Consider the following 19,589-nt stretch of genomic DNA (forward strand, 5'->3'; position numbering starts at 1 on the left):
TGCTGTCGCGAACTCGCAAGTTGTAGAATACGCGAGCTCTTGCGTGCTCGCACTATAATAAAAAAATGCTTTTCGCAAAACAGAGATGCTCCCCTTTAAACCAATTCTTTCTGGTCAAAAATTGCATCATGCTAGTGCAGCAACTTTATAGCAAACAAATTATAAATATGAGCGTTCAGTTTCGCCAAATTCAACTACCGGAAAATCCCACCCAGCCACTGCCAGAAAAAACAAAAAATGCGGGAAGCTTTGTACAGAAAAGCAAGCCAAATGTTCCCGAAGTGAAAGCAAGTGTTTTGCGAGAAATGGCAGAAATTATAGCAGATATTGAGAGCGATCGAGCTGACAGTATTACTCCTCTAGAATGGACTTATTGTCTCTGGGCTAAATCTCAATGGGATCTAAAAAATCCCGTGAAGCGAAGCTATCCCGTAGGGAATCGCACCAGAGAAATATCTCAAGCTATTTGGCTGGTAGCTCAGAACAATGTGCGCCTGAAACAGCAGTTGTTGTGGCGTTTGGCGCTGCATTACAGCCACCAGTTAGAAAATCCTGTTTCTAGCAATGCTCCCGCCCTCGATCGAGCTTTGGTAGAGTGCTTTGCCGACTTTGCCAATACAGCGACTGGCACCGATGCTTTGCCAGTACAAATCATTAAAATACTGACCCGCGATTTACCGGATTACGAGCTAGCAAAATTGACTTGGCAATACCTAAAAACCCCAGTAGAACTATTAGGAAAAGCTCAGTTACCCGCAAGTATCCCCGTAGTCGATCGCGCCGGGCCACACCTTGCCGGAATTTTTGCCAAAAATCAGGTTGCCGATTTGTCGGGTGTAGAATGGCTGCTCAGGTGCTTGAAGGAAATGCCACCAGCGTCGCAACTTGCAGCAGTTGAAGAGTTGTTAGTTAAAATTTCGAGCGATATTCTCAAAAATCAACGGCCGAAATTGGTTGAGTGGGTGCGAGACGAATATTATCCGAAATTGCAGTTACTTTCGGCTCCCGCTCAAGAGTCGCTGAGGCGATGGATTGGCGGACTAAATTACAGTTATTTCCAGAAAACAATCGATTTGGTGGCCCGGATGCTGCGGCTGTCTGATGCGGAAATTAAGCAGTTGGAGGAGCGCCGGGATTTTTGGGCTAATTATACCGATCGCCTGCTGCGGGTGCGGTTGCTGTTGCCGCAGTCGTCTGTGAGCGCGATCGGCTACCAGTTGCCCTTTGATGTGGATATCTTGCCGGAAGACGGCAATCCTCCAACGGAAGTTTGCATTTTTCAGTTGGAGGGCTATTGCGCGATCGAGTTTTTCCGGGGCACCGGCGCCGAAATTCGCTTGATTAAGCGTACCAAAGAGAGCGATCGGCTGTTGTTTGTCAAAAAAGAACTGTCTGTTAAGCGCATCAGAAAATTAGGTGGCGAAGTGCACGATCGCGTTTTCATGTGGCAAAGTTCTTGCGAAAAGTGGCTGAAGCAGAAAAAAATTATGCCCAATGAGGGGACTAAATCTTTTCAGGGAATGTCGCAGTATTACGGCAAATATGATTCTACAAATGGCTTGAGAATGCCGGAACCTCAGGAACAAAAAGAGCGGGAAGTTTTATTGAAAAAGTGGCAGAAAGAAATGGAAAGTTTGGCAGCAGAGAGCAAATAGTCAGTTACCAATACTATCTAAAGTAATAGTTGAATCGGGAGAATCTCAGTTTAGTATTACTTAAGCGCACAAAAAAGATGAGATGACATCAAATGTTTGAGCGTGGTTGTACCGTAAAATTTTGCACCGCATTCATCTCCTCGTGCGAGACTTGCAGTCCGAAAAATTTTAGCGAGGGACGTTGGGGGCGATACCGCTGTCAAGTCTCAACCTTTTTCCTCTCTACGGCTGCTCGGTTCAAGCTGTGGATGCGTTTTTGATCTAGCGTGCGATTCATCGGTGAGAAAGATACTGCGATCGGCTATAATCAAGAGTTAGAAAAAAAGAACACCGATCGCGCAAAAATATGGTTGCCACTCAGAAGAATCTCAACATAGCCGCCCTGGAAGCAGAATACAGTCAAAAAACACCGCGAGAAATTCTCAAATTTGCCCTAGACAATTTTGACAATATTTCAATCTCTTTCAGCGGTGCCGAAGATGTAGTTCTGATCGACATGGCATCAAAAATTACCAAAAACTTCCGCGTTTTCACCCTAGACACGGGACGGTTGCACTCAGAAACCTATGAGTTTCTGGAGCGAGTTAGAAAACATTACGGCATTAAATTAGAAGTAATGTTTCCCGATTCAGCAGAAGTACAAGCCCTAGTAGATGAAAAGGGATTGTTTAGTTTTTATGAAGACGGCCACAAAGAATGCTGTGGCGTGCGGAAAGTCAAGCCGCTTCGCCGCAAATTAAATACTCTCGATGCTTGGATTACCGGTCAGCGCAAAGACCAAAGTCCCAGTACCCGCAACGGTATTCCGGTGATTGAAGTTGACGGTGCTTTTTCAACTCCAGACCATGAATTAATTAAATTCAACCCCTTAGCAAACTGGTCTTCGGCAGAGGTTTGGGAATACATTCGCGCTTTGGAAGTGCCTTACAATAAGTTGCACGAACGCGGTTTTGTCAGCATTGGTTGCGAACCTTGTACGAAACCTGTATTGCCGAACCAACACGAGCGCGAGGGTCGTTGGTGGTGGGAAGAATCGACGATGAAAGAGTGCGGTTTGCACGCTGGTAATGCACAAAAATAGTTGACAGTTGACAGTTGACAGTTGACAGTTAACTAATGGGAGCATCTCAGTTTTGCATTTATTATAGTGCTGTCCCCGCTCGCGAGCTGTACAATACTCGCTAGCGGGGACGCTCGCACTCAAAGAAAAAATGCTTTTTACAAAAATGAGATGCTCCCTAACTAATGACTGAGGACTGATGACAACTGACAACTGACAACTGACAACTGACAACGGAAAAGTTTTTAAGCCAGGTACTTATGCTCGCCTCAACTAGCGAATTGCTGAACACAGCCCGGAGAAATGCTTACGCGATCGGCGCTTTTAACGTGTACAATCTCGAAGGAGTAAAAGCCGTCATCGATGCCGCCGAAGCGCTGCAAAGTCCTGCGATGCTGCAACTTCACCCCAGCGCCCTCAAATACGGAAAATCGCCTTTAGTCGCGCTTTGCATGGAAGCAGCGCGCAAGTCCTCCGTGCCGATCGCAGTACACTTAGATCACAGCACCTCAGAAAAAGACATTCACCTCGCCCTCGCCGCCGGTATCAAGTCCATCATGGCTGACGGTTCTCCTTTGTCTTACGAACAAAACTTGATATTTACTCGCGAAATGACTGAGTTATCCCACGCTAACGGTGCGGTAGTTGAAGCGGAAATCGGCAGAATTAGCGGCACGGAGGACGGTTTGACAATTGAAGAAAAAGCGGCCAAGATGACCGATCCGGTGGAAGCTGTAGAGTTTATTGCAGCAACTAAGGTGGATTTTTTAGCGGTAACAATTGGCAACGTTCACGGTAAATATTTCAGCGAACCGAAACTCGATTTTCCGCGTTTGGCAAAAATCCGGGCTTCTGTTTCGGTGCCGTTAGTGTTGCACGGCGCTAGCGGTTTGCCGGAATCGATGATTAATCAATCTATTAAATTAGGTGTGTCTAAGTTTAATGTAAATACGGAAGTTCGCGATGCTTATATGGATGTGTTGAAAACTAGCAATTCTTTGTCCGATCCGGATTTGTTGGAAGTTATGGAAAAGGCGATCGCTGCTATGCGATCGGTGATTTCGGGTAAGTTGCAACTTTTTGGTTCTGCTGGTAAGGCTTATTTGCATCAATCTCCTTACGCGGAAGGATTTACGGCAAATAGTGTCAGCAAGAAACAAGAAAATCGGGCGGTTGAAACCGCTAAGAGGGCTGAAGCCCAACAACGTACCTCATCTTTCTGAGAATCGCTATACGTTATCTTCTTCAGTCCGCGGAGGCGGACTTTGTTTGTGTAGACGCGGTTTCAACCGCCGTCTTTTCTAACGGTTTAAAAACGGAGGCGGACTTCGTTTGTGTAAACCTGGTTTCAACCGCCGTTTTTCTAACGGTTTAAAAATCGATCGGGATCGATGCCAGATTCCCGCAACCGCTGAATCAAAGACTGCAATTGAGCTTCCGCTGACTCAGCGCGCTGCCGTTGCTGTTCCGCTTCAGTCAGAATCCAGTTGCCATCAACATCATACCAGCGCAACCACAGGCGATCGATTCCCTGAAACTCCCCTTGCCACAAACCCAAGCCCAAACCTAGATCCGGAATCCAGACTCGCGAGTCAGATAATTCTAATTCTTGATAGTGTCCGGCATTCAATACAAATACTCGCAACCTGTTAGTATAGCGGCTGAAAACAGCATAAACAGGAACCCGCAAAATCTGCTCGTAAACCTCCCATTTACTAGGCGGTTTCTCATTTGTCTCCGCCTGCAAAACTTGCCCGTTACCCGCAGCATTCGGCTGATTTCCTGAATTTTCGTCATCGATATTTGCACCTAAATCTTCTTTTTCGGTTCCCGGTGAAAGCAGTTCCACAATTACAAAAGGATTCACGCCTTCCTGCCAAGTAACGTAACTCATCCGCAGTTCAGATCCATCGTACAGTCTCGGAACTCCCACAACTCCAAACCAATCGGGGCGTTTGTGCCACAGAGGGTGCTGCACGTCATAATAAAGGTTCATGTCAGTGCCGCTAAATATCTCAGAAGCCTGATAATTGCGAGGGCGAAACGCCAGGGTTAACAACTGCGGCTGCCAATCGTGAAATTCGTCTGGCTTCCCAGGTTCCTCCGAATCTTCGCTAGGTAAATCGTACATCGTCGGCAGCGTTTCTCTGGGCGATCGCGGCGGATCGCTTTGCGGCACTGGATATTTAAAAGGAAACATATAATATTGAGAAATGACTGCATTTATGCTAACATCATTTTAATACTGCTAAGGCGTTCCAGCAAACCTTCTCAAAGTCTTATTGATCTCATTTCCTCCTCTGTGTCCTCTGCGCCTCTGCGGTTCATTTTCCTATTAATTCGCGGAACTCATAAATATTTTATTAACTGCCAGTAATTGACTCAAACTTCTGTACTATGCTCAACATTTCTCAACTGATTGCTCAAGAACTTTCCATCAATCTTTCTCAAGTCAATAATGCTCTGGAACTTTTTGCGGAGGGCGCAACTATTCCGTTTATTGCCCGCTACCGCAAAGAACGCACCGATTTGCTGAACGAAATTCAGTTGCGGGATATTTCCGATCGCTTCACCTATTTGACGGAAATTGAAGACCGCAAAAAGTCGATTTTAGAGACGATCGCCTCCCAGGGCAAACTTACGGCCGAATTGCAAGCCAAAATTGAGTCGTGCTTGCAAAAAAATGAACTCGAAGACCTTTATCTGCCTTACAAACCCAAGCGGCGGACGCGGGCGACAATTGCTAGAGAAAAAGGTTTAGAACCGCTGGCAATTTTTATTAAGTGTCTGAATTTGCCGACTGCTAAACCAGCCGATATCGAAGCGGAAGCAGCTAAATATATTTCGGAAGAAAAGGGAGTGAAGACAACAGAAGAAGCTGTCAAAGGTGCTGGGGATATTTTGGCGGAAGCAATTTCCGAAAAAGCTGAATACCGAGCTTATTTGCGAGATTTTTTAATGAAGACGGGGGTTTTTGTCTCGAAAATTAAAGATGATTTCCCGGAAGGAAGTACGAAATTTGAAATGTACCGCAGTTACCAAATTGCAGCGAGAAATGTTCAGTCGCACAATATGTTGGCGCTCTTCCGCGGGGAAACGGAGGGGGTTTTAGATTTAGATTTAGCCTTTGATGAATCGGCGGTGATGGCTTATTTGGAATCTCAGGAAATTAAAACTAGGATACCTGAAGTTAAGGAGTTTTATCGATCGACCTTGAAGGACGCTTTCAACCGCCTGATGAAGACTTCGCTGATGACGGAAGTGCGATCGCACCACAAAGCAGAGGCTGATATCGAGTCCATCACCACCTTTGAAACCAACCTCCGCGAGTTGCTGCTGTCGGCGCCGGCGGGCATGAAGCCCACACTCGCGATCGATCCGGGATTTCGCACCGGGTGCAAAGTTTCCGCCCTCGACGAAACCGGGCAGTTTTTGGAATATCAAGCCATTTTCCCCCACCAAGCCGCAGGCCAGAGACAACAAGCTGGTAAAATTGTCAAGCATTTGATTGAAAAATATAAAATTGAATTAATTGCGATCGGCAACGGTACAGCTTCCCGCGAAACCGACGACTTTGTGTCGGAAGTTTTGGCAGATATGGACAAAAAACCGATTAAAGTTATGGTGAACGAATCCGGCGCATCGATTTATTCAGCGAGTGATGTGGCGATCGCCGAATTTCCAGATCTCGACATCACAATTCGCGGCGCAGTCAGCATCGGTAGGCGCTTGCAAGATCCTTTAGCCGAACTTGTCAAAATAGACCCGAAATCGATCGGAGTCGGTCAATATCAACACGACGTTGACCAAAAACTGCTCAAAAAGAAACTCGACGAAACAGTCGAAAGCTGCGTTAACTATGTCGGAGTTGACTTAAACACAGCTTCCAAAGAATTGCTGACATTTGTGTCGGGAATGACAGCAACAGTTGCCAAAAATATCGTCAATTACCGCAACGAAAACGGCGCCTTTAAAAATCGCCGCCAACTCCTGAAAGTTCCCAAACTCGGGCCCAAAGCTTTTGAACAAGCAGCCGGATTTCTCCGCATTCGCGGCGGCGAAAACCCGCTGGATAATACAGCAGTCCATCCTGAAAGTTATCCTGTTGTCCAGGCGATCGCCAAAGATTTAAGTTTGCCGCTGACCGAAATAACACAAATATCGGCAAAAGTCAAGACTGTAGATATCAAGAAATATGTGACCGAGAAAGTCGGAGAACCAACACTCCGAGACATTATTTCCGAACTAGAAAAACCCGGAAGAGACCCGCGCGCCGAGTTTAAATATGCTACTTTCCAAGCCGGAATTAACGAAATCTCCGATTTGCTAGTTGGGATGGAATTGGAAGGCATTATCACGAATGTAGCTAACTTTGGGGCCTTTGTTGATGTGGGAGTTCACCAAGATGGTTTGGTTCATATTTCTCAATTAGCCGATCGCTTCGTGGACGATCCGAAACAGGTTGTGAAAGTCGGACAAGTTGTGAAAGTGCGGGTTTTGGAGGTGAATGAAAAGTTAAAGCGGGTGAGTTTGACCATGAAGCTGCAAGAAAAACCGCAACCGTCAAATAGCGCGAGGCTTCCCGCCCCGCGCCGGCGTTAAAACTAGCGATCGTATCGTGTGCGATCGATTAACCCCAATAAATAAAGTTCGTACTGCGGACTTCAGTCCGCTCTTAGGATCGCAAATTAAATAACTTACAATTTTAATTGTTATTGTGGGATGGGCGTCCCGCCCGTTCAAAAAGGGCGGCTCTCCCGCCCACACCACAAACTTGTGGAAGTTATTTAATTCTCATTCCTTAGACTGCGGACTTCAGTCCGCACTACGAACCCTTTTTGTTATAGTAATCTACCGGATATGGTATCCACACGACAGACAGATTTTATCGAGCTTTTTCAGATTTGCCAACGAGATCGAACAACCCTTCAGCAACAGCTTGATTGCCGTCTTTATCAAGGTGGACACTATCAAACTTAATGTACATCGGAGCAGAACGACCTTCTTTTTCGGCAATTTGCGATCGACCCCGACGAACTGGTTCCGTACCATCGAGATAGGCTACACCGAGTGACTGACTAATTTCCCCAAGTCTCTTACCCGCGTCGATAGTCAGCCGATTTTTTGGCACTCGCTGCTCGTTGTCAAAAAAACCGTCAAAAGCAATAAAGCGAGCAGGTAAGTAAACTACAACGAGCGATCGACCGTCAGCAGCAACGGAGTCTCGGAGTACGCTCAAATCTTCTTCAAACTGCTTCCAAACGCGTTCGGGGAGATCTGGAGGCACATTAGCCTGCTTCCAGCCAGAGGCTACCGTTGCGCCCAAAGGAACTTCCGGGTTGATGTTGTTATTTGATAAACCTAGCAAGTACAAGCATTTTTGGGAGTTGATTCTCAGCCAGGAAGGAGAAGCTAAGACGTGAGTAACTTGTTTTAATCCGTTTTTAAAATTGTCCAGTTTGGATTGAGGGGCAGGATCTAGATAGGGGTTTTTCGGTGCACCTTTGTCCTCGCGGCGAAACCACGTCATTGAGACCATGTTGTTGTCTACAGCCAGCACTACTATATCTGGTTTGTAGGCCGACCACTGGTTGCGATAAACATAGTTAATTTCTTTGACCGTATAACCTTCTATAGCGCTGTTGATATAGGTTGCTTTGGCACCATTTTTCTGAAAAACAGTTGCTAGTTGAGCTGGCCAAGTATCTTCTGCACCAATCCCAGTCCCAAATGTTGTTGAATCCCCCATCCCGAGGATTCGCACTTCGCCAGGGGGTTTCTGAACCGGCAGCAGGGGGCCGCGATTTCCCGCACTGCTCATCGCGATGGGACGACCTCCTGTAAATTCGCGATCGTAAACGTTATTTTTGTACTCAGGAGCAATAACTTGCAGCATTCCTTCCAATAATAAAGCTGCTAACAATAGCTTTGACAAGTCTACGGTCGTGCGGCGAAATGCGGTTTTTATATGGGAAAGTGCTTGGTCATTAAATATTGGGAGCATAACTGATCGATCCGATTAGAACTGGAAGTAAATGAAATTTGAACTTGAGGCGCCGGCAAAGGTAAATATCAGCGCAATTGCGATCGTACAAACAATCCACTTGAGCAAATTTGGGTGTAGCTGAGCCCAGCTCATCCATCGTTGCTTCACATCCCCCCATTGAATTAGCAAAACTAGCGCCAGGTAGAATATCGGGCGATAGTCAATAGGTATCCGGCCATCAGCAAAAGTCAATATCCGCTGAAATACCACACCCGCACTGTTCAAATCAGATGATGCAAAGAGTACCCAAGAAGTACAAATCACAAAAAAGGTCAACAGCCAGTGCAGGAAATAACTGGCTTTCGACTTAGGTGCAGAGGAGAGTCCAAACGCTCTTTCCATTGACAGCATTGCCCCTTGCAAACCTCCCCAAGCAACCCAGTTCCATCCAGCACCGTGCCAGAGCCCTCCCAGCAGCATAGTGATCATTAAGTTTCCATAGGTACGGAGTTGGCCCTGCCGGTTGCCACCCAGGGGAATGTAAAGATAGTCGCGCAGCCAATTTGACAGTGAAATGTGCCAGCGGCGCCAGAAATCAGTAATGCTGTAGGCCATATAAGGCTTGTCAAAATTTTTCGGCAGTTCTATTCCGAATAGACGGGCAGAACCGATCGCCATATCTGAATAACCAGAAAAGTCGCAGTAGACTTGAACTGTAAAGGCGAACGTAGCTAGTAACAACCCCAACCCGGAAACGCTCTGGGGCCCACTAAACGCCTCACTGGTAATTGATGCCATCGGGTCAGCTATATAAACTTTTTTCAGCATCCCCCAGATGATTTGGGCAATGCCACTGCGGATCCCAAGCCAGTCTACCGGTGACTCGCACGTCAACTGGGGCATGAGAGTCTTGGCGCGGACGATCGGGCCAGCAACCAGATTAGGGAAGAAAATGACGTACAGTGCTAGGTCGAGAAATGACTTTTGGGCAGGTGTAACGCCCTTGTAGACATCGACTATGTAACTGATCGTCTGGAATGTGTAAAAAGAAATACCCAGAGGTAATAGTAGATTTAGTTTAGGCCAAGGATAAAATCCAAACAGGGAGTGTGCCGAAGCCGAGAAGAAGTTTGCGTATTTGAAAACGCATAGAGTGCTTATAACTACAACCAAAAAACCAATTAAGGCAGTAGTTTTATCTCTGTTTTTAGTTGATGACTCTATAATGCGAGCTGTTGTATAAGCTAGCAGGGTATATAAAACCATTAGGAGCGAGTACGGTACGCTCCACACCCAATAAAAGCAGTAGCTAGCGAATAACAAAAACCAACGTCGGTATTGCGGTGTCAGCAAGTAATAGACATACACCACCACCACCAAAAAGACCAAAAATAATGTGGAGTTAAACAGCATTTTTTGAAATCTGAAATTTTAGCGATCGCTAAGTGAATCGTATCTATAGAGATAGCGGTTGTCAATGATTGGAACATTTATTTTTCGTAACAAACCCCAAAGACGCTTTAACAGTTGACAGTTGACAGTTGACAGTTGACAGTTTGAGAGTGACCTCTACCCTTAAGTCCGAGGATTGGAGTAATGAATAGTCTGATTTTAATTTCTCCCTCAAGGGCTTGGGGCTTGCAACCAATTATTTTTGGTAACGTGCAGCGTCCGAACGGAGAGTATAAAACTTTACGATTTATTGAGAATTGCTATTATTCTTGATAAGAATGTTCTCTGACATTTTTAAAAGAGCAGACTGCGATGGAAACCACCCAAAGGTCAAATGATGTCCGAGGGAGGGACTCAGTTGACAGTTGACAGTTGACAGTTGACAGTTGACAAGACCTCTTGCAAAAATCGGAAAACACCCTGAAATTATCTGCGTTTACCTGTGTTTATCTGTCTGACATCTGCGGTTGCAGGATCGATCGAAGACTTATGCAATCTTGTCTACAGTTGACAGTTGACAGCTTGCCGTGAACGTAGTCGAATGGTTAACCTAGGACATCAGTTGACCTAGAAGGAAGAGGATTGGAGTAATAAATAGTTTTCTTTTTATTTCTCCTTATAAGGGATAGGCTTTCAACTAATTCTTTCTGCTAATTTTAACCGCTCTTCAACCCCTCTGGGTTGGGATGAGAGTTTGTACAGACGCCGTTTCAACCGCCTGGTATTCTGAGCGATCGCGCATCGACGAGCTATAATTGTGTAATCCTCACCCACCTCAAAATTATATGGTTGCAAGTAAAAGCGACACCTACGTCTCCCCCGAAGACTATTTAGCAGGCGAGAAAGTCAGCCCCATCAAACACGAGTACAGACAAGGAAAAGTCTATGCAAAAGCAGGGGCAAGCAAAGCTCATGTCATTATTATGGGGAACGTATCTGTACTTTTGAGAAACCATCTTCGGGGAAGTGGCTGTATACCTTACATGGCAGACATAAAAGTTCGGATTGAGGCAGCAAATTGTTATTACTATCCCGATGTAGCGGTGACTTGCGATGAACGGGACAGTAATACTGCTGAAGATTTCATTATCTACCCGCGCTTAATTGTGGAAGTTTTATCGCCGACAACAGCGGCTTTTGACAGAGGCGAAAAGTTTGCCGATTACCGTACTTCCGAAAGTTTGCAAGAGTATGTATTAATCAATCAAGAAAGAGTTAGTGTAGAGTGTTTTCGCCGGAATGCAGAGGGTTTGTGGGTGCTTTATCCTTACAGTGAAGGGCAAGACGTTCAGTTGGCGAGCGTTAATTTTAGCTGTGCTATCGAGGCTTTGTATGAAGATGCGATACTACTCTAGTTCATCAAAATTGTTCGATCGTTCGGACTAAAGTCCTGATTGACTAAACGGCAGAGAGCGGACTAAAGTCCTCACTACAAACTTGATTTTTTCTTGCTGGCTTTCCAAGTACCGCCGTAGAAGTAAAAAGGATTGTTTTTACTTACCGATTCCCAACATTTAAGACAGAGAAAAAACCACTGCCCCGACTCGTCATACCGGGCGCGGTAGAGAGTCGGGGCAGATAGGGAACAGCGATCGCAATATTTAACCCTAATTCCTCTGGCCATTGTTTCTCAGTTTCAAGCAATAACGGACTCTTGAGGGCGGGCAAAAATCATGCGGCCCGCGCTAGTTTGCAAGGCGCTAGTAACTACGACTCGGGCTTCGGCGCCGACGTAGCTGCTACCTGCTTCTACGACAACCATTGTGCCGTCATCCAAGTAACCGATTCCCTGAGACGGTTCTTTGCCTTCTTTGCGGATTTTTAGTTCGATCGTATCTCCCGGCAAATAAGTCGGGCGCACTGCATGAGTCAAATCGTTGATATTTAAAACGGGCAGTTTTTGAACGGTAGCTACTTTCGACAAGTTGTAATCGTTGGTGAGCAAAATGCCGTCGATATCCAAAGCGAATCGGACTAATTTAGCATCGACTGTGGCAATCTCTTCGTAGTCAGCCGAGTGAATTTGAATCCGTTCTGGATATGTTTCTTTGATGCGGTTGAGTACATCTAAGCCGCGGCGCCCGCGCACTCGCTTTTGATCGTTAGCGGAATCAGCTACCAGTTGCAGTTCTTGCAGCACGAATTGCGGGATGATAATTTGACCTTCGAGGAAGCCTGTTTCTAGCAGGTTTTCAATCCGGCCGTCAATAATGCAGCTTGTATCGACAACTTTGGCACTTGTTGGCTTGAAATTACCTTCGCCTATCAACACTGTGGTGTCTAAGCTTTTGGGGTTGATCAGTCGCAGGAAAGCGCGGCCGTGGGTGTCTGTCAAACTGACGCCTGTGAAGCCGAACATGACGCTTCCCAATACTGCGACTAGGGGTTTGATGAAGCCGAACTCGCGGGGAATTGGCAGCAGGAACAGCGGAGCCAGCATTAAGTTGGCGACTAGCAGCCCGATGATTAAGCCGATCGCCCGTGTCAGCAGCATTTCCACCGGCATATCCCGGACTTGCTTTTCTAACCGCCGGTAGGTTGTTTGAGCGACTAATCCCAACACGAAGCCGATTAATGCTCCAAACGAGCCCAGTACCGAACTTAGGCCTTGTATATTTGTAACTTGCTCCAGCAGGTTGTTTGGCAGGAGCTCGACTCCGTAATAGCCGATTCCTCCGCCTGCAATTATGAATGAGATAATTATGATTGCGTCTAGCATTTAGTTCTAGGTTAATGAATGTGTTTATATTATATCTTTCTAGTGCTGATAGTTTTTTCGTGGTTGCGGTCGGATATCGCTATCTTTACTTACCAATTTTTATGAACTTATATTTCGCGCCTGTACCGTGCAGGGGGATATGCTACCCCTGCTTCACGGCATTGAGCGCGCCCCTTCACGGGCAGACATGAGGTGCGAATAGACCGCCCTGCAACCTGTTCGGGAATTACTGCCGATCGCCATCGCTAGGAGATTAAGCTAGAATAGCAGATCGTTCGCAGTGCGTTATTGCTAAGAAAATGTCACAATATACATAATTATTTATAACGGTTTAATTAAAACTTTAGATTTGAAGTTGCACTTTTAGCTGGAAATGTAATGAACCCTACCACAGATTATTTAACATTTGAATTCCCAAAAAGTGGGCAGGTGGCAAATTCCGGCATTCCCAGTTCGGCTTACCTGCACGTACCTTTTTGTCGCCGCCGCTGTTACTACTGCGACTTTCCGGTTTTTGTGGTGGGCGATCGCAAAAATGGCGAAAATTCCGGCACAATTGTCCAATACGTTGCCGTACTGTGTCAAGAAATTGCAGAAACTCCAAATTTAGGTACATCTCTAAAGACAGTTTTTTTTGGTGGTGGCACGCCTTCGCTGCTTTCTGTCAGTCAATTGAGCCATATTTTAGAAACTATCGACGGCAAATTTGGCATTGCTGCTGGGGCAGAAATTTCAATAGAAATTGACCCTGGAACATTTACTTTAGAACAGTTGCGGGGATATGCCGCAGCGGGAGTAAATCGAGTTAGTTTGGGAGTGCAAGCTTTTCAGGATGAATTGCTGCAAGCTTGCGGGCGATCGCACTCGGTGGCAGAAATTTTGGAATCAGTAGAAATAGTGCGATCGGCTGGGATTGTCAATTTCAGTTTAGACCTCATTTCTGGACTGCCGCACCAAACCTTAGAACAATGGGAAGCTTCCCTAAAATCAGCGGTAGCAATTAGCCCGACTCACCTGTCGAGTTATGACTTAATTGTTGAGCCCTTAACAGCTTTCGGGCGATATTTTGAAGCAGGTTCCCAGCCGCTACCAGCCGATGAAACTGCTGCTCAAATGTACCGTTTAGCGCAGGAAATTCTGACTGATGCTGGCTACGAACATTACGAAATTTCCAATTATGCTAGGCCAGGCTATCAGTGTCAGCACAACCGCGTTTATTGGGAAAATCGCCCTTATTACGGCTTGGGGATGGGGGCGGCGAGTTATGTGGAAGGCCGGAGGTTGACAAGGCCTCGCAAAACTCAAGAATATTATCAGTGGGTGCGAAATCTTTCCGAGACAACTTCTGCTGCTACCGCCCAACTGGGGGGGGAGACCCAGACCGATATTCACCCAGCAATTGAACCCAATTTTCAAGTCTCAGACAATGACGTTTTGTTAGAAACGCTGATGCTAGGTTTGCGTTTGGCAGAAGGGGTTAGCCTGTCGGCGCTGACTGAAAAGTTTACTCAGCAAACGGTTGATAAAATTTGGCATTGCTTGCAGCCCTACTGGCGGCAGGGATTGGTGGAAATTGTGAATGCTGGGGCGATCGCCACTTTAGCCGAAGGTGAAAAACTGCTCCTTTCGGGAAATTTGAGATTGAGCGATCCCGAAGGTTTTTTGTTTTCTAATACAATTTTAGCCGACTTGTTCAGCAAGTTAGAAGAGGATAATTAGCTTATGTCTGAGGAAGTATACACAGCGCTAAGGCGATCGCCCGTCCAGCCACACCCAGCAATTCGACAATCAGAAAATTAAATTGCTCCCTGGGTTTATAATGTCAAAAATAATGTGTTTTATATCGATCCTTAATAAAACTTAAGTAACGAACTAAGCCTTGAGATAGACGCGACGACTGAAATCCGGCTGTCATACTTGAGAGTGACGATTTAAAAAAGATCTTGATGGAAACCCTGACTCTCGAACGCCACAACATTCACAGCAATCCCAATCGGGTAATTAGCGATCGCGGCTGCAATCAAACTTCTAAGTGTAAATTTTGCGGTCACTACAAGATGCAAAGAGGTGCCGTGGGTCACTGTCAATTGTTAGGCGCACCAGTGCGAGGAGGATGGAAATCTTGCACTTTAGCACTGCCACCTTTTGCACCTTCTTGGGAACAGGTGGAAGGCGCCACTATTTCCTCAGGGACATTTATTAATTAATTATTAATTAATCTAAAGAATGTCGGGAAAATTTGATTTTGACAGGCGAGCGGATATATATTAGACTGAGGCTGGTGACAGATACCTTGCACAATTTCACAAACAAGTTAAAAACATGAATATGACACTTACTCAGGTAATTTCGGAACGTGATGCGCGTATTTTGTGTTGGTATCTCAATACTACTAGCCAAATGCAAATTGCTCGGATTACAAATATTCCGAATTGGTATTTTGAGCGGACGGTGTTTCCGGGAGAACGTTTTTTGTTTGAAGCGCTCCCGTCCGCTCAGTTAGAAGTTTGCAGGAGTGCCGAGACGGGTGCTATTGTGTGCGAGCGAATTTTGTGCGATCGACTGCGAGTTCAAGAATTAAGCGCACCTGATTAAATCATATAACAAATAGTATGGTGCGTCAGGTGTGACATTTTCAATCACCACAGAAAGTCTCATGCTGACGCACCATTGATTCCGGGGATAAGCTGTCGTGCAAATAAACATTGCATATTCGGGACGGGCTAGAAGCCCATCCCACAAGACTTAGATTATTTCTTGACATACAGTTTAAATGCCGCAACAGCTTACCTCAGTCTGAGATGGTTGGTTTGTCGCCAAAATCATCCTAGCTGACCAAGAATTTCACAGGTGGTACCCGCCACGTGATTTATCCGTGGAATCAATCCCAAATCGAAAATCATCAAGCCCCCGAATTTATCCGTGGGTCGCCTCTAAAATCTAAAATCTAAAATCGATTGACGCACCCTACCGATCGGGAACGGGAGCATCTCAGTTTTGCAAGAAGCATTTTTTCTTCACAGTGCGAGCGTCCCCGCTCGCGTGCTTTTATACGCACGCGAGCGGGGACGCTCGCACTGTAAATGCAAAACTGAGATGCTCCCTCGGGAACTCTTGTGGGGTGGGCCGGAGAACCCGCCCAAAACTTAAATTTAAATGCAGACCAGATTCTAAGCTAAATTATATAAAATTAACCGCTATTAAATATTAAAACCCGATGTCCCTCACCGAAAAAATTCTCTCCCAAGTGCCGGGAGACGCCCTTGGAGGCCTGCGAAAGGTCGATCGACTCTGGGAAAACCTCAAACAAAACACCGCCCCAACACCCGCAGCCGTCAAACACAGCCAACAACCCCTAGAAACCCTCGACTTCGACATAGTTATCAGCGGCGGAACCCTAGGAATATTAATCGGTACAGCCTTAGCAGTACGCGGTTGGCGAGTAGCCTTACTCGAACGCGGCATCCTGCGAGGGCGCGAACAAGAATGGAACATTTCACGCAAAGAATTAGACGCATTCTTAGAACTAAACTTGCTTTCAGTTGAAGAAATAGACAAAGCAATTGCCACCGAATACAACCCAGCCCGCATCAGCTTTACCAACACCCCTGACATCTGGATTCGCGACGTACTCAACATCGGCATCGACCCTATTTACCTCCTCGAAACCCTCAAACATAAATTTCTCCATTTCGGAGGAAAACTATTTGAAAATACACCATTTAAAACAGCAACAATTCACCCCAACGGAGTTATAGTAGAATCAGAAAATACCGATTCACCAAATGTCAACACTTCATTTACAACCAGATTATTATTAGACGCAATGGGATATTTTTCGCCCATTGTCCGTCAGGCAAGACAAGGCAAAAAACCCGACGCCGTATGTTTAGTAGTCGGCAGTTGTGCCCAAGGATACCCCAAAAATGACACTGGCGATATATTTGCATCCTTCACCCCAATGCAAAATCAGTGCCAATATTTTTGGGAAGCATTTCCCGCCAGAGACGGGCGCACGACTTACTTATTTACCTATATAGACGCCGACACAAAAAGATTTAGTTTAGAAACATTATTTGAAGACTATTTGCGCTTGCTTCCCGAATATCAAAACGTCGAACTCGAACAGTTAAAATTCCAAAGAGCACTCTACGGATTCTTTCCCTGCTACCGCCAAAGCCCTCTAAAAATGCCTTGGAATCGGATACTTCCAGTCGGAGACAGCAGCGGCAGCCAATCGCCCCTCAGCTTCGGCGGTTTCGGGGCAATGGTGCGCCACCTCAAACGCTTGACTCTCGGAATTGACGAAGCTTTAACCAGCGAAAGTCTAGACAAAAATTCCCTGGCACTTTTGCAACCGTATCAACCAAATCTATCAGTTACTTGGTTGTTTCAGCGTTCGATGAGTGCTGCGATCAATCAGAAAATAGACCCCAATCAAATCAATCAACTTTTGGCTGCTGTATTTGGGATAATGGAAGAATTGGGAGAACCAGTGCTCAAGCCGTTTCTTCAGGATATCGTGCTGTTTCCGGCTTTGTCGCAAACTTTGTTTAAAACTGCAATCAGCCATCCGGGATTGGTGATGAAAATTATCCCGCAGGTGGGGATAGCTAATTTGCTCGATTGGATGGTTCATTATGTGAATTTAGGGATTTATACAGGATTACAGCCTTTAGGGAAAGCGGTAGAACCGCAGGTAAAAAATTTAGGAACCCAACAGCAATACTATTTTCACCGATTAGTTGAAGCCTGGAAATACGGCGCTGGAGGCGATTATTAATTGATTAATTGTGGCACGGGCATCTTGCCCGTGGCTGATATATGAACAGGCAAGATGCCTATTCCACAACATAATTATATATGGACAGGCAATATGAACAGGCAAGATGCCTGTTCCACAACATAATTATAGCCTTTCTCAAAGAGATGAGGTATGACTGACAGCTTCTATAACCATTAAACTAAGAGGGCTGAAGCCCAACTACATACCTCATCTTTCTGAGAACCCCTATATATATGGACAGGCAAGATGCCTGTTCCACAACATAATTATATTAGTTGTGAGTTATGCAGGAGCGATAACGGCCAAAGCTTGGGGAATCACTCGGAATTTTGCAGGCGTTTGAGTGGTAATTTCACCGTCGGTATTAATCGGACGGCGCTTGCTAGTATTGATCTCAATTTCTTGAGCGTGCAAGGCGCGAACGTTGGGCCAACTGTTATGATTTCCTTGCCTCATCGCTGGCAGCAAAGCAATGATTTCCCACCAATTTTTTGTCTCTAAACTATACAAATCCAGCCGCCTGTCGTCGATGGTGGCATCTTCGGCAACTGTCATGCCACCGCCGTAATAGCGGCCGTTGCCGATCGCAATTTGAATGGTTTTCACATGAAAAGATTGGTTGTTTACTTTAATTTCGGCTCTAAATGGTCGCGATTCCCAGATTGTTTGTAAGGCGGTAAAAGCATAAGCTAAAACTCCCCACCGCTGTTTCACGTCTTTAGTAAGTCTCTGGGTAATTTGCACGCTCAATCCTAAACTAGCTACGTTAAAAAAATGCTGGCCGTTCACCCAACCTAAGTCTATGAGCCGAACTTTACCGCTGGCAATTACTTGACAAGCTGCGGATAAATCTGTTGGAATTTCGAGAGTGCGGGCTAAATCGTTGGCAGTTCCCATGGGCAAAATACCTAAGGGTAATTTAGTGTCGATCAATCCTTCGATGGCGCAGTTGAGTGTGCCGTCGCCTCCGCCGATTATTACTAATTCGACTTGATTTTGGTGGCGCCGAATTGTGTCGGAAATTTCATCGGCGCGGTTGGTTGATTCGACAATTAAATCAAAACCAAGTGCTTGTAATTTTACAGTGGCTTGAGATAATAAATTTTGCCCTTTGCGGGAGTGCTGGTTTACTAAAAGGAGAGCTTTTTTCATGAATAATTGGGAATTGGGAATTGGGAATTGGGAATTGGGAAAAATAATTAGGTCATGGTTGGGTGTGGTTGTTTTTATCTGGGTTGTCTAAAAGCTGTACTCAACTGCGATTTTGGTTTTTCAAATTAAGAATTTAACAGGTGGATGACTTAAGTGCATGAATTTAATGCTTTAATTACATTTTACCCATGGTGATGGATTGACCGAAGAACGACACGCAAGCCCCGGGCTAACGACACGGGGATAAGTCGGCGGCGGTTTCAACCGCCTAAGTGTATTTAATAAATCTTAACGCAAGATTTGTGTCATATAATGGAAGTAATGCCAAATCATGTTCACATCTTGGTAGAATGCAATCCTCAGTTTGGGATTGCCAAATTAATCAGATAAATGAAAGGACGATCCTCTAGATACCTCAGTCAAGAATTTCCTTGGTTAAAAAGGTCGATTACCAACGTTATGGACTAATAGCTACTTCATTGCAACTGTTGGCGGTGCGCCTATTGCAGTAATTAAACAGTACATTAAGAATCAAAAAAATGTCTAATTATGGCTGCCAGCAAAATTTAATTAGCCCAAATCGAGAGTTAAGAAGCGTTCTAGAGTTTGTATGTGAAGAGTCAAACAAGCTAGCCAACTCTGGGACTTACTACTGTCGGCAATTGTATTTCAAAACCGGAAAGATTCCGGGCAAGTATGACTTGCACAAATTATTCAAAGAAAATCTGCACTTTAAAGCGCTGTATTCCCATGTTGCCCAACAGACGTTGACCAGTGTT

The 19,589-nt window shown here is 45.5% G+C and carries 15 protein-coding genes and 2 pseudogenes; 12 read left to right on the forward strand and 5 right to left on the reverse strand.

The window, feature by feature from the left end; genetic code table 11:
* The first annotated feature begins 167 nt into the window (after nucleotides 1-167).
* From JGK07_RS04985 to JGK07_RS04995, 3 genes are all read left to right on the forward strand, one after another.
* Nucleotides 168-1,655: an EH signature domain-containing protein gene (locus tag JGK07_RS04985; RefSeq protein ID WP_293191491.1), complete on the forward strand. Its 1,488-nt coding sequence runs from the start codon at nucleotides 168-170 to the stop codon at nucleotides 1,653-1,655.
* 346 nt (nucleotides 1,656-2,001) lie between these two features.
* The gene (locus JGK07_RS04990) at nucleotides 2,002-2,736 is read left to right on the forward strand and encodes a phosphoadenylyl-sulfate reductase (protein ID WP_293175141.1); all 735 of its coding nucleotides are present in this window, start codon (nucleotides 2,002-2,004) and stop codon (nucleotides 2,734-2,736) included.
* Nucleotides 2,737-2,975: 239 nt separating this feature from the next.
* Nucleotides 2,976-3,938 (forward strand): class II fructose-bisphosphate aldolase, encoded by a 963-nt coding sequence (locus JGK07_RS04995; protein WP_293175139.1) that lies wholly within the window; start codon nucleotides 2,976-2,978, stop codon nucleotides 3,936-3,938.
* A 140-nt stretch (nucleotides 3,939-4,078) separates the two neighbouring features.
* Here JGK07_RS04995 and JGK07_RS05000 read toward each other — a convergent pair whose 3' ends face one another.
* Entirely contained in the window at nucleotides 4,079-4,915 is an 837-nt protein-coding gene (locus JGK07_RS05000) for a Uma2 family endonuclease (protein ID WP_293191493.1), read from the reverse strand.
* Nucleotides 4,916-5,112: 197 nt separating this feature from the next.
* On the opposite strand from JGK07_RS05000, the gene JGK07_RS05005 reads away from it, so the two are divergent.
* On the forward strand, nucleotides 5,113-7,317 hold the full coding sequence (locus JGK07_RS05005; RefSeq protein ID WP_293191495.1) for a Tex family protein: 2,205 nt from the start codon (nucleotides 5,113-5,115) through the stop codon (nucleotides 7,315-7,317).
* Nucleotides 7,318-7,600: 283 nt separating this feature from the next.
* Here JGK07_RS05005 and JGK07_RS05010 read toward each other — a convergent pair whose 3' ends face one another.
* On the reverse strand, nucleotides 7,601-8,719 hold the full coding sequence (locus JGK07_RS05010; RefSeq protein WP_293175133.1) for a GDSL-type esterase/lipase family protein: 1,119 nt from the start codon (nucleotides 8,717-8,719) through the stop codon (nucleotides 7,601-7,603).
* A 15-nt stretch (nucleotides 8,720-8,734) separates the two neighbouring features.
* Nucleotides 8,735-10,114, reverse strand: coding sequence for an MBOAT family O-acyltransferase (locus JGK07_RS05015; protein ID WP_293175131.1), 1,380 nt, complete (start codon nucleotides 10,112-10,114; stop codon nucleotides 8,735-8,737).
* 183 nt (nucleotides 10,115-10,297) lie between these two features.
* On the opposite strand from JGK07_RS05015, the gene JGK07_RS05020 reads away from it, so the two are divergent.
* Nucleotides 10,298-10,426 carry a hypothetical protein gene (locus tag JGK07_RS05020; protein WP_293175129.1) on the forward strand — a complete coding sequence of 43 codons (129 nt, stop codon included), beginning with the start codon at nucleotides 10,298-10,300 and terminating at the stop codon, nucleotides 10,424-10,426.
* Nucleotides 10,427-10,938: 512 nt separating this feature from the next.
* Nucleotides 10,939-11,508: a Uma2 family endonuclease gene (locus JGK07_RS05025; protein WP_293175127.1), complete on the forward strand. Its 570-nt coding sequence runs from the start codon at nucleotides 10,939-10,941 to the stop codon at nucleotides 11,506-11,508.
* A 281-nt stretch (nucleotides 11,509-11,789) separates the two neighbouring features.
* Here the strand turns inward: JGK07_RS05025 and JGK07_RS05030 are convergent, their stop codons facing one another.
* Entirely contained in the window at nucleotides 11,790-12,872 is a 1,083-nt protein-coding gene (locus JGK07_RS05030) for a PIN/TRAM domain-containing protein (protein ID WP_293175123.1), read from the reverse strand.
* A gap of 378 nt (nucleotides 12,873-13,250) precedes the next feature.
* On the opposite strand from JGK07_RS05030, the gene hemW reads away from it, so the two are divergent.
* From hemW to JGK07_RS05050, 4 genes are all read left to right on the forward strand, one after another.
* Nucleotides 13,251-14,591, forward strand: a complete 1,341-nt coding sequence (hemW, locus tag JGK07_RS05035) for a radical SAM family heme chaperone HemW (RefSeq protein WP_293175121.1) — start codon at nucleotides 13,251-13,253, stop codon at nucleotides 14,589-14,591.
* A gap of 227 nt (nucleotides 14,592-14,818) precedes the next feature.
* Nucleotides 14,819-15,079 carry a hypothetical protein gene (locus tag JGK07_RS05040; RefSeq protein WP_293175119.1) on the forward strand — a complete coding sequence of 87 codons (261 nt, stop codon included), beginning with the start codon at nucleotides 14,819-14,821 and terminating at the stop codon, nucleotides 15,077-15,079.
* Between the two features lie 121 nt (nucleotides 15,080-15,200).
* On the forward strand, nucleotides 15,201-15,467 hold the full coding sequence (locus JGK07_RS05045; RefSeq protein ID WP_293290764.1) for a DUF1830 domain-containing protein: 267 nt from the start codon (nucleotides 15,201-15,203) through the stop codon (nucleotides 15,465-15,467).
* A 622-nt stretch (nucleotides 15,468-16,089) separates the two neighbouring features.
* Nucleotides 16,090-17,655 (forward strand): FAD-binding oxidoreductase, encoded by a 1,566-nt coding sequence (locus tag JGK07_RS05050; protein ID WP_293175115.1) that lies wholly within the window; start codon nucleotides 16,090-16,092, stop codon nucleotides 17,653-17,655.
* A gap of 285 nt (nucleotides 17,656-17,940) precedes the next feature.
* On the opposite strand, the gene JGK07_RS05055 is transcribed toward JGK07_RS05050, so the two are convergent.
* Nucleotides 17,941-18,810 carry a lipid kinase gene (locus JGK07_RS05055; RefSeq protein ID WP_293223994.1) on the reverse strand — a complete coding sequence of 290 codons (870 nt, stop codon included), beginning with the start codon at nucleotides 18,808-18,810 and terminating at the stop codon, nucleotides 17,941-17,943.
* A gap of 312 nt (nucleotides 18,811-19,122) precedes the next feature.
* Between JGK07_RS05055 and tnpA the strand changes: the two are divergent.
* A pseudogene (gene tnpA, locus JGK07_RS05060) lies at nucleotides 19,123-19,357 on the forward strand (IS200/IS605 family transposase); the annotation flags it as partial.
* Nucleotides 19,350-19,589, forward strand: a pseudogene (locus tag JGK07_RS05065) (RNA-guided endonuclease TnpB family protein); the annotation flags it as partial. The pseudogenes tnpA and JGK07_RS05065, both read left to right, overlap by 8 nt.

The sequence above is a fragment of the Microcoleus sp. PH2017_24_DOB_U_A genome, assembly GCF_020738205.1.
In the GTDB taxonomy this organism is placed as follows: Bacteria; Cyanobacteriota; Cyanobacteriia; order Cyanobacteriales; family Microcoleaceae; genus Microcoleus.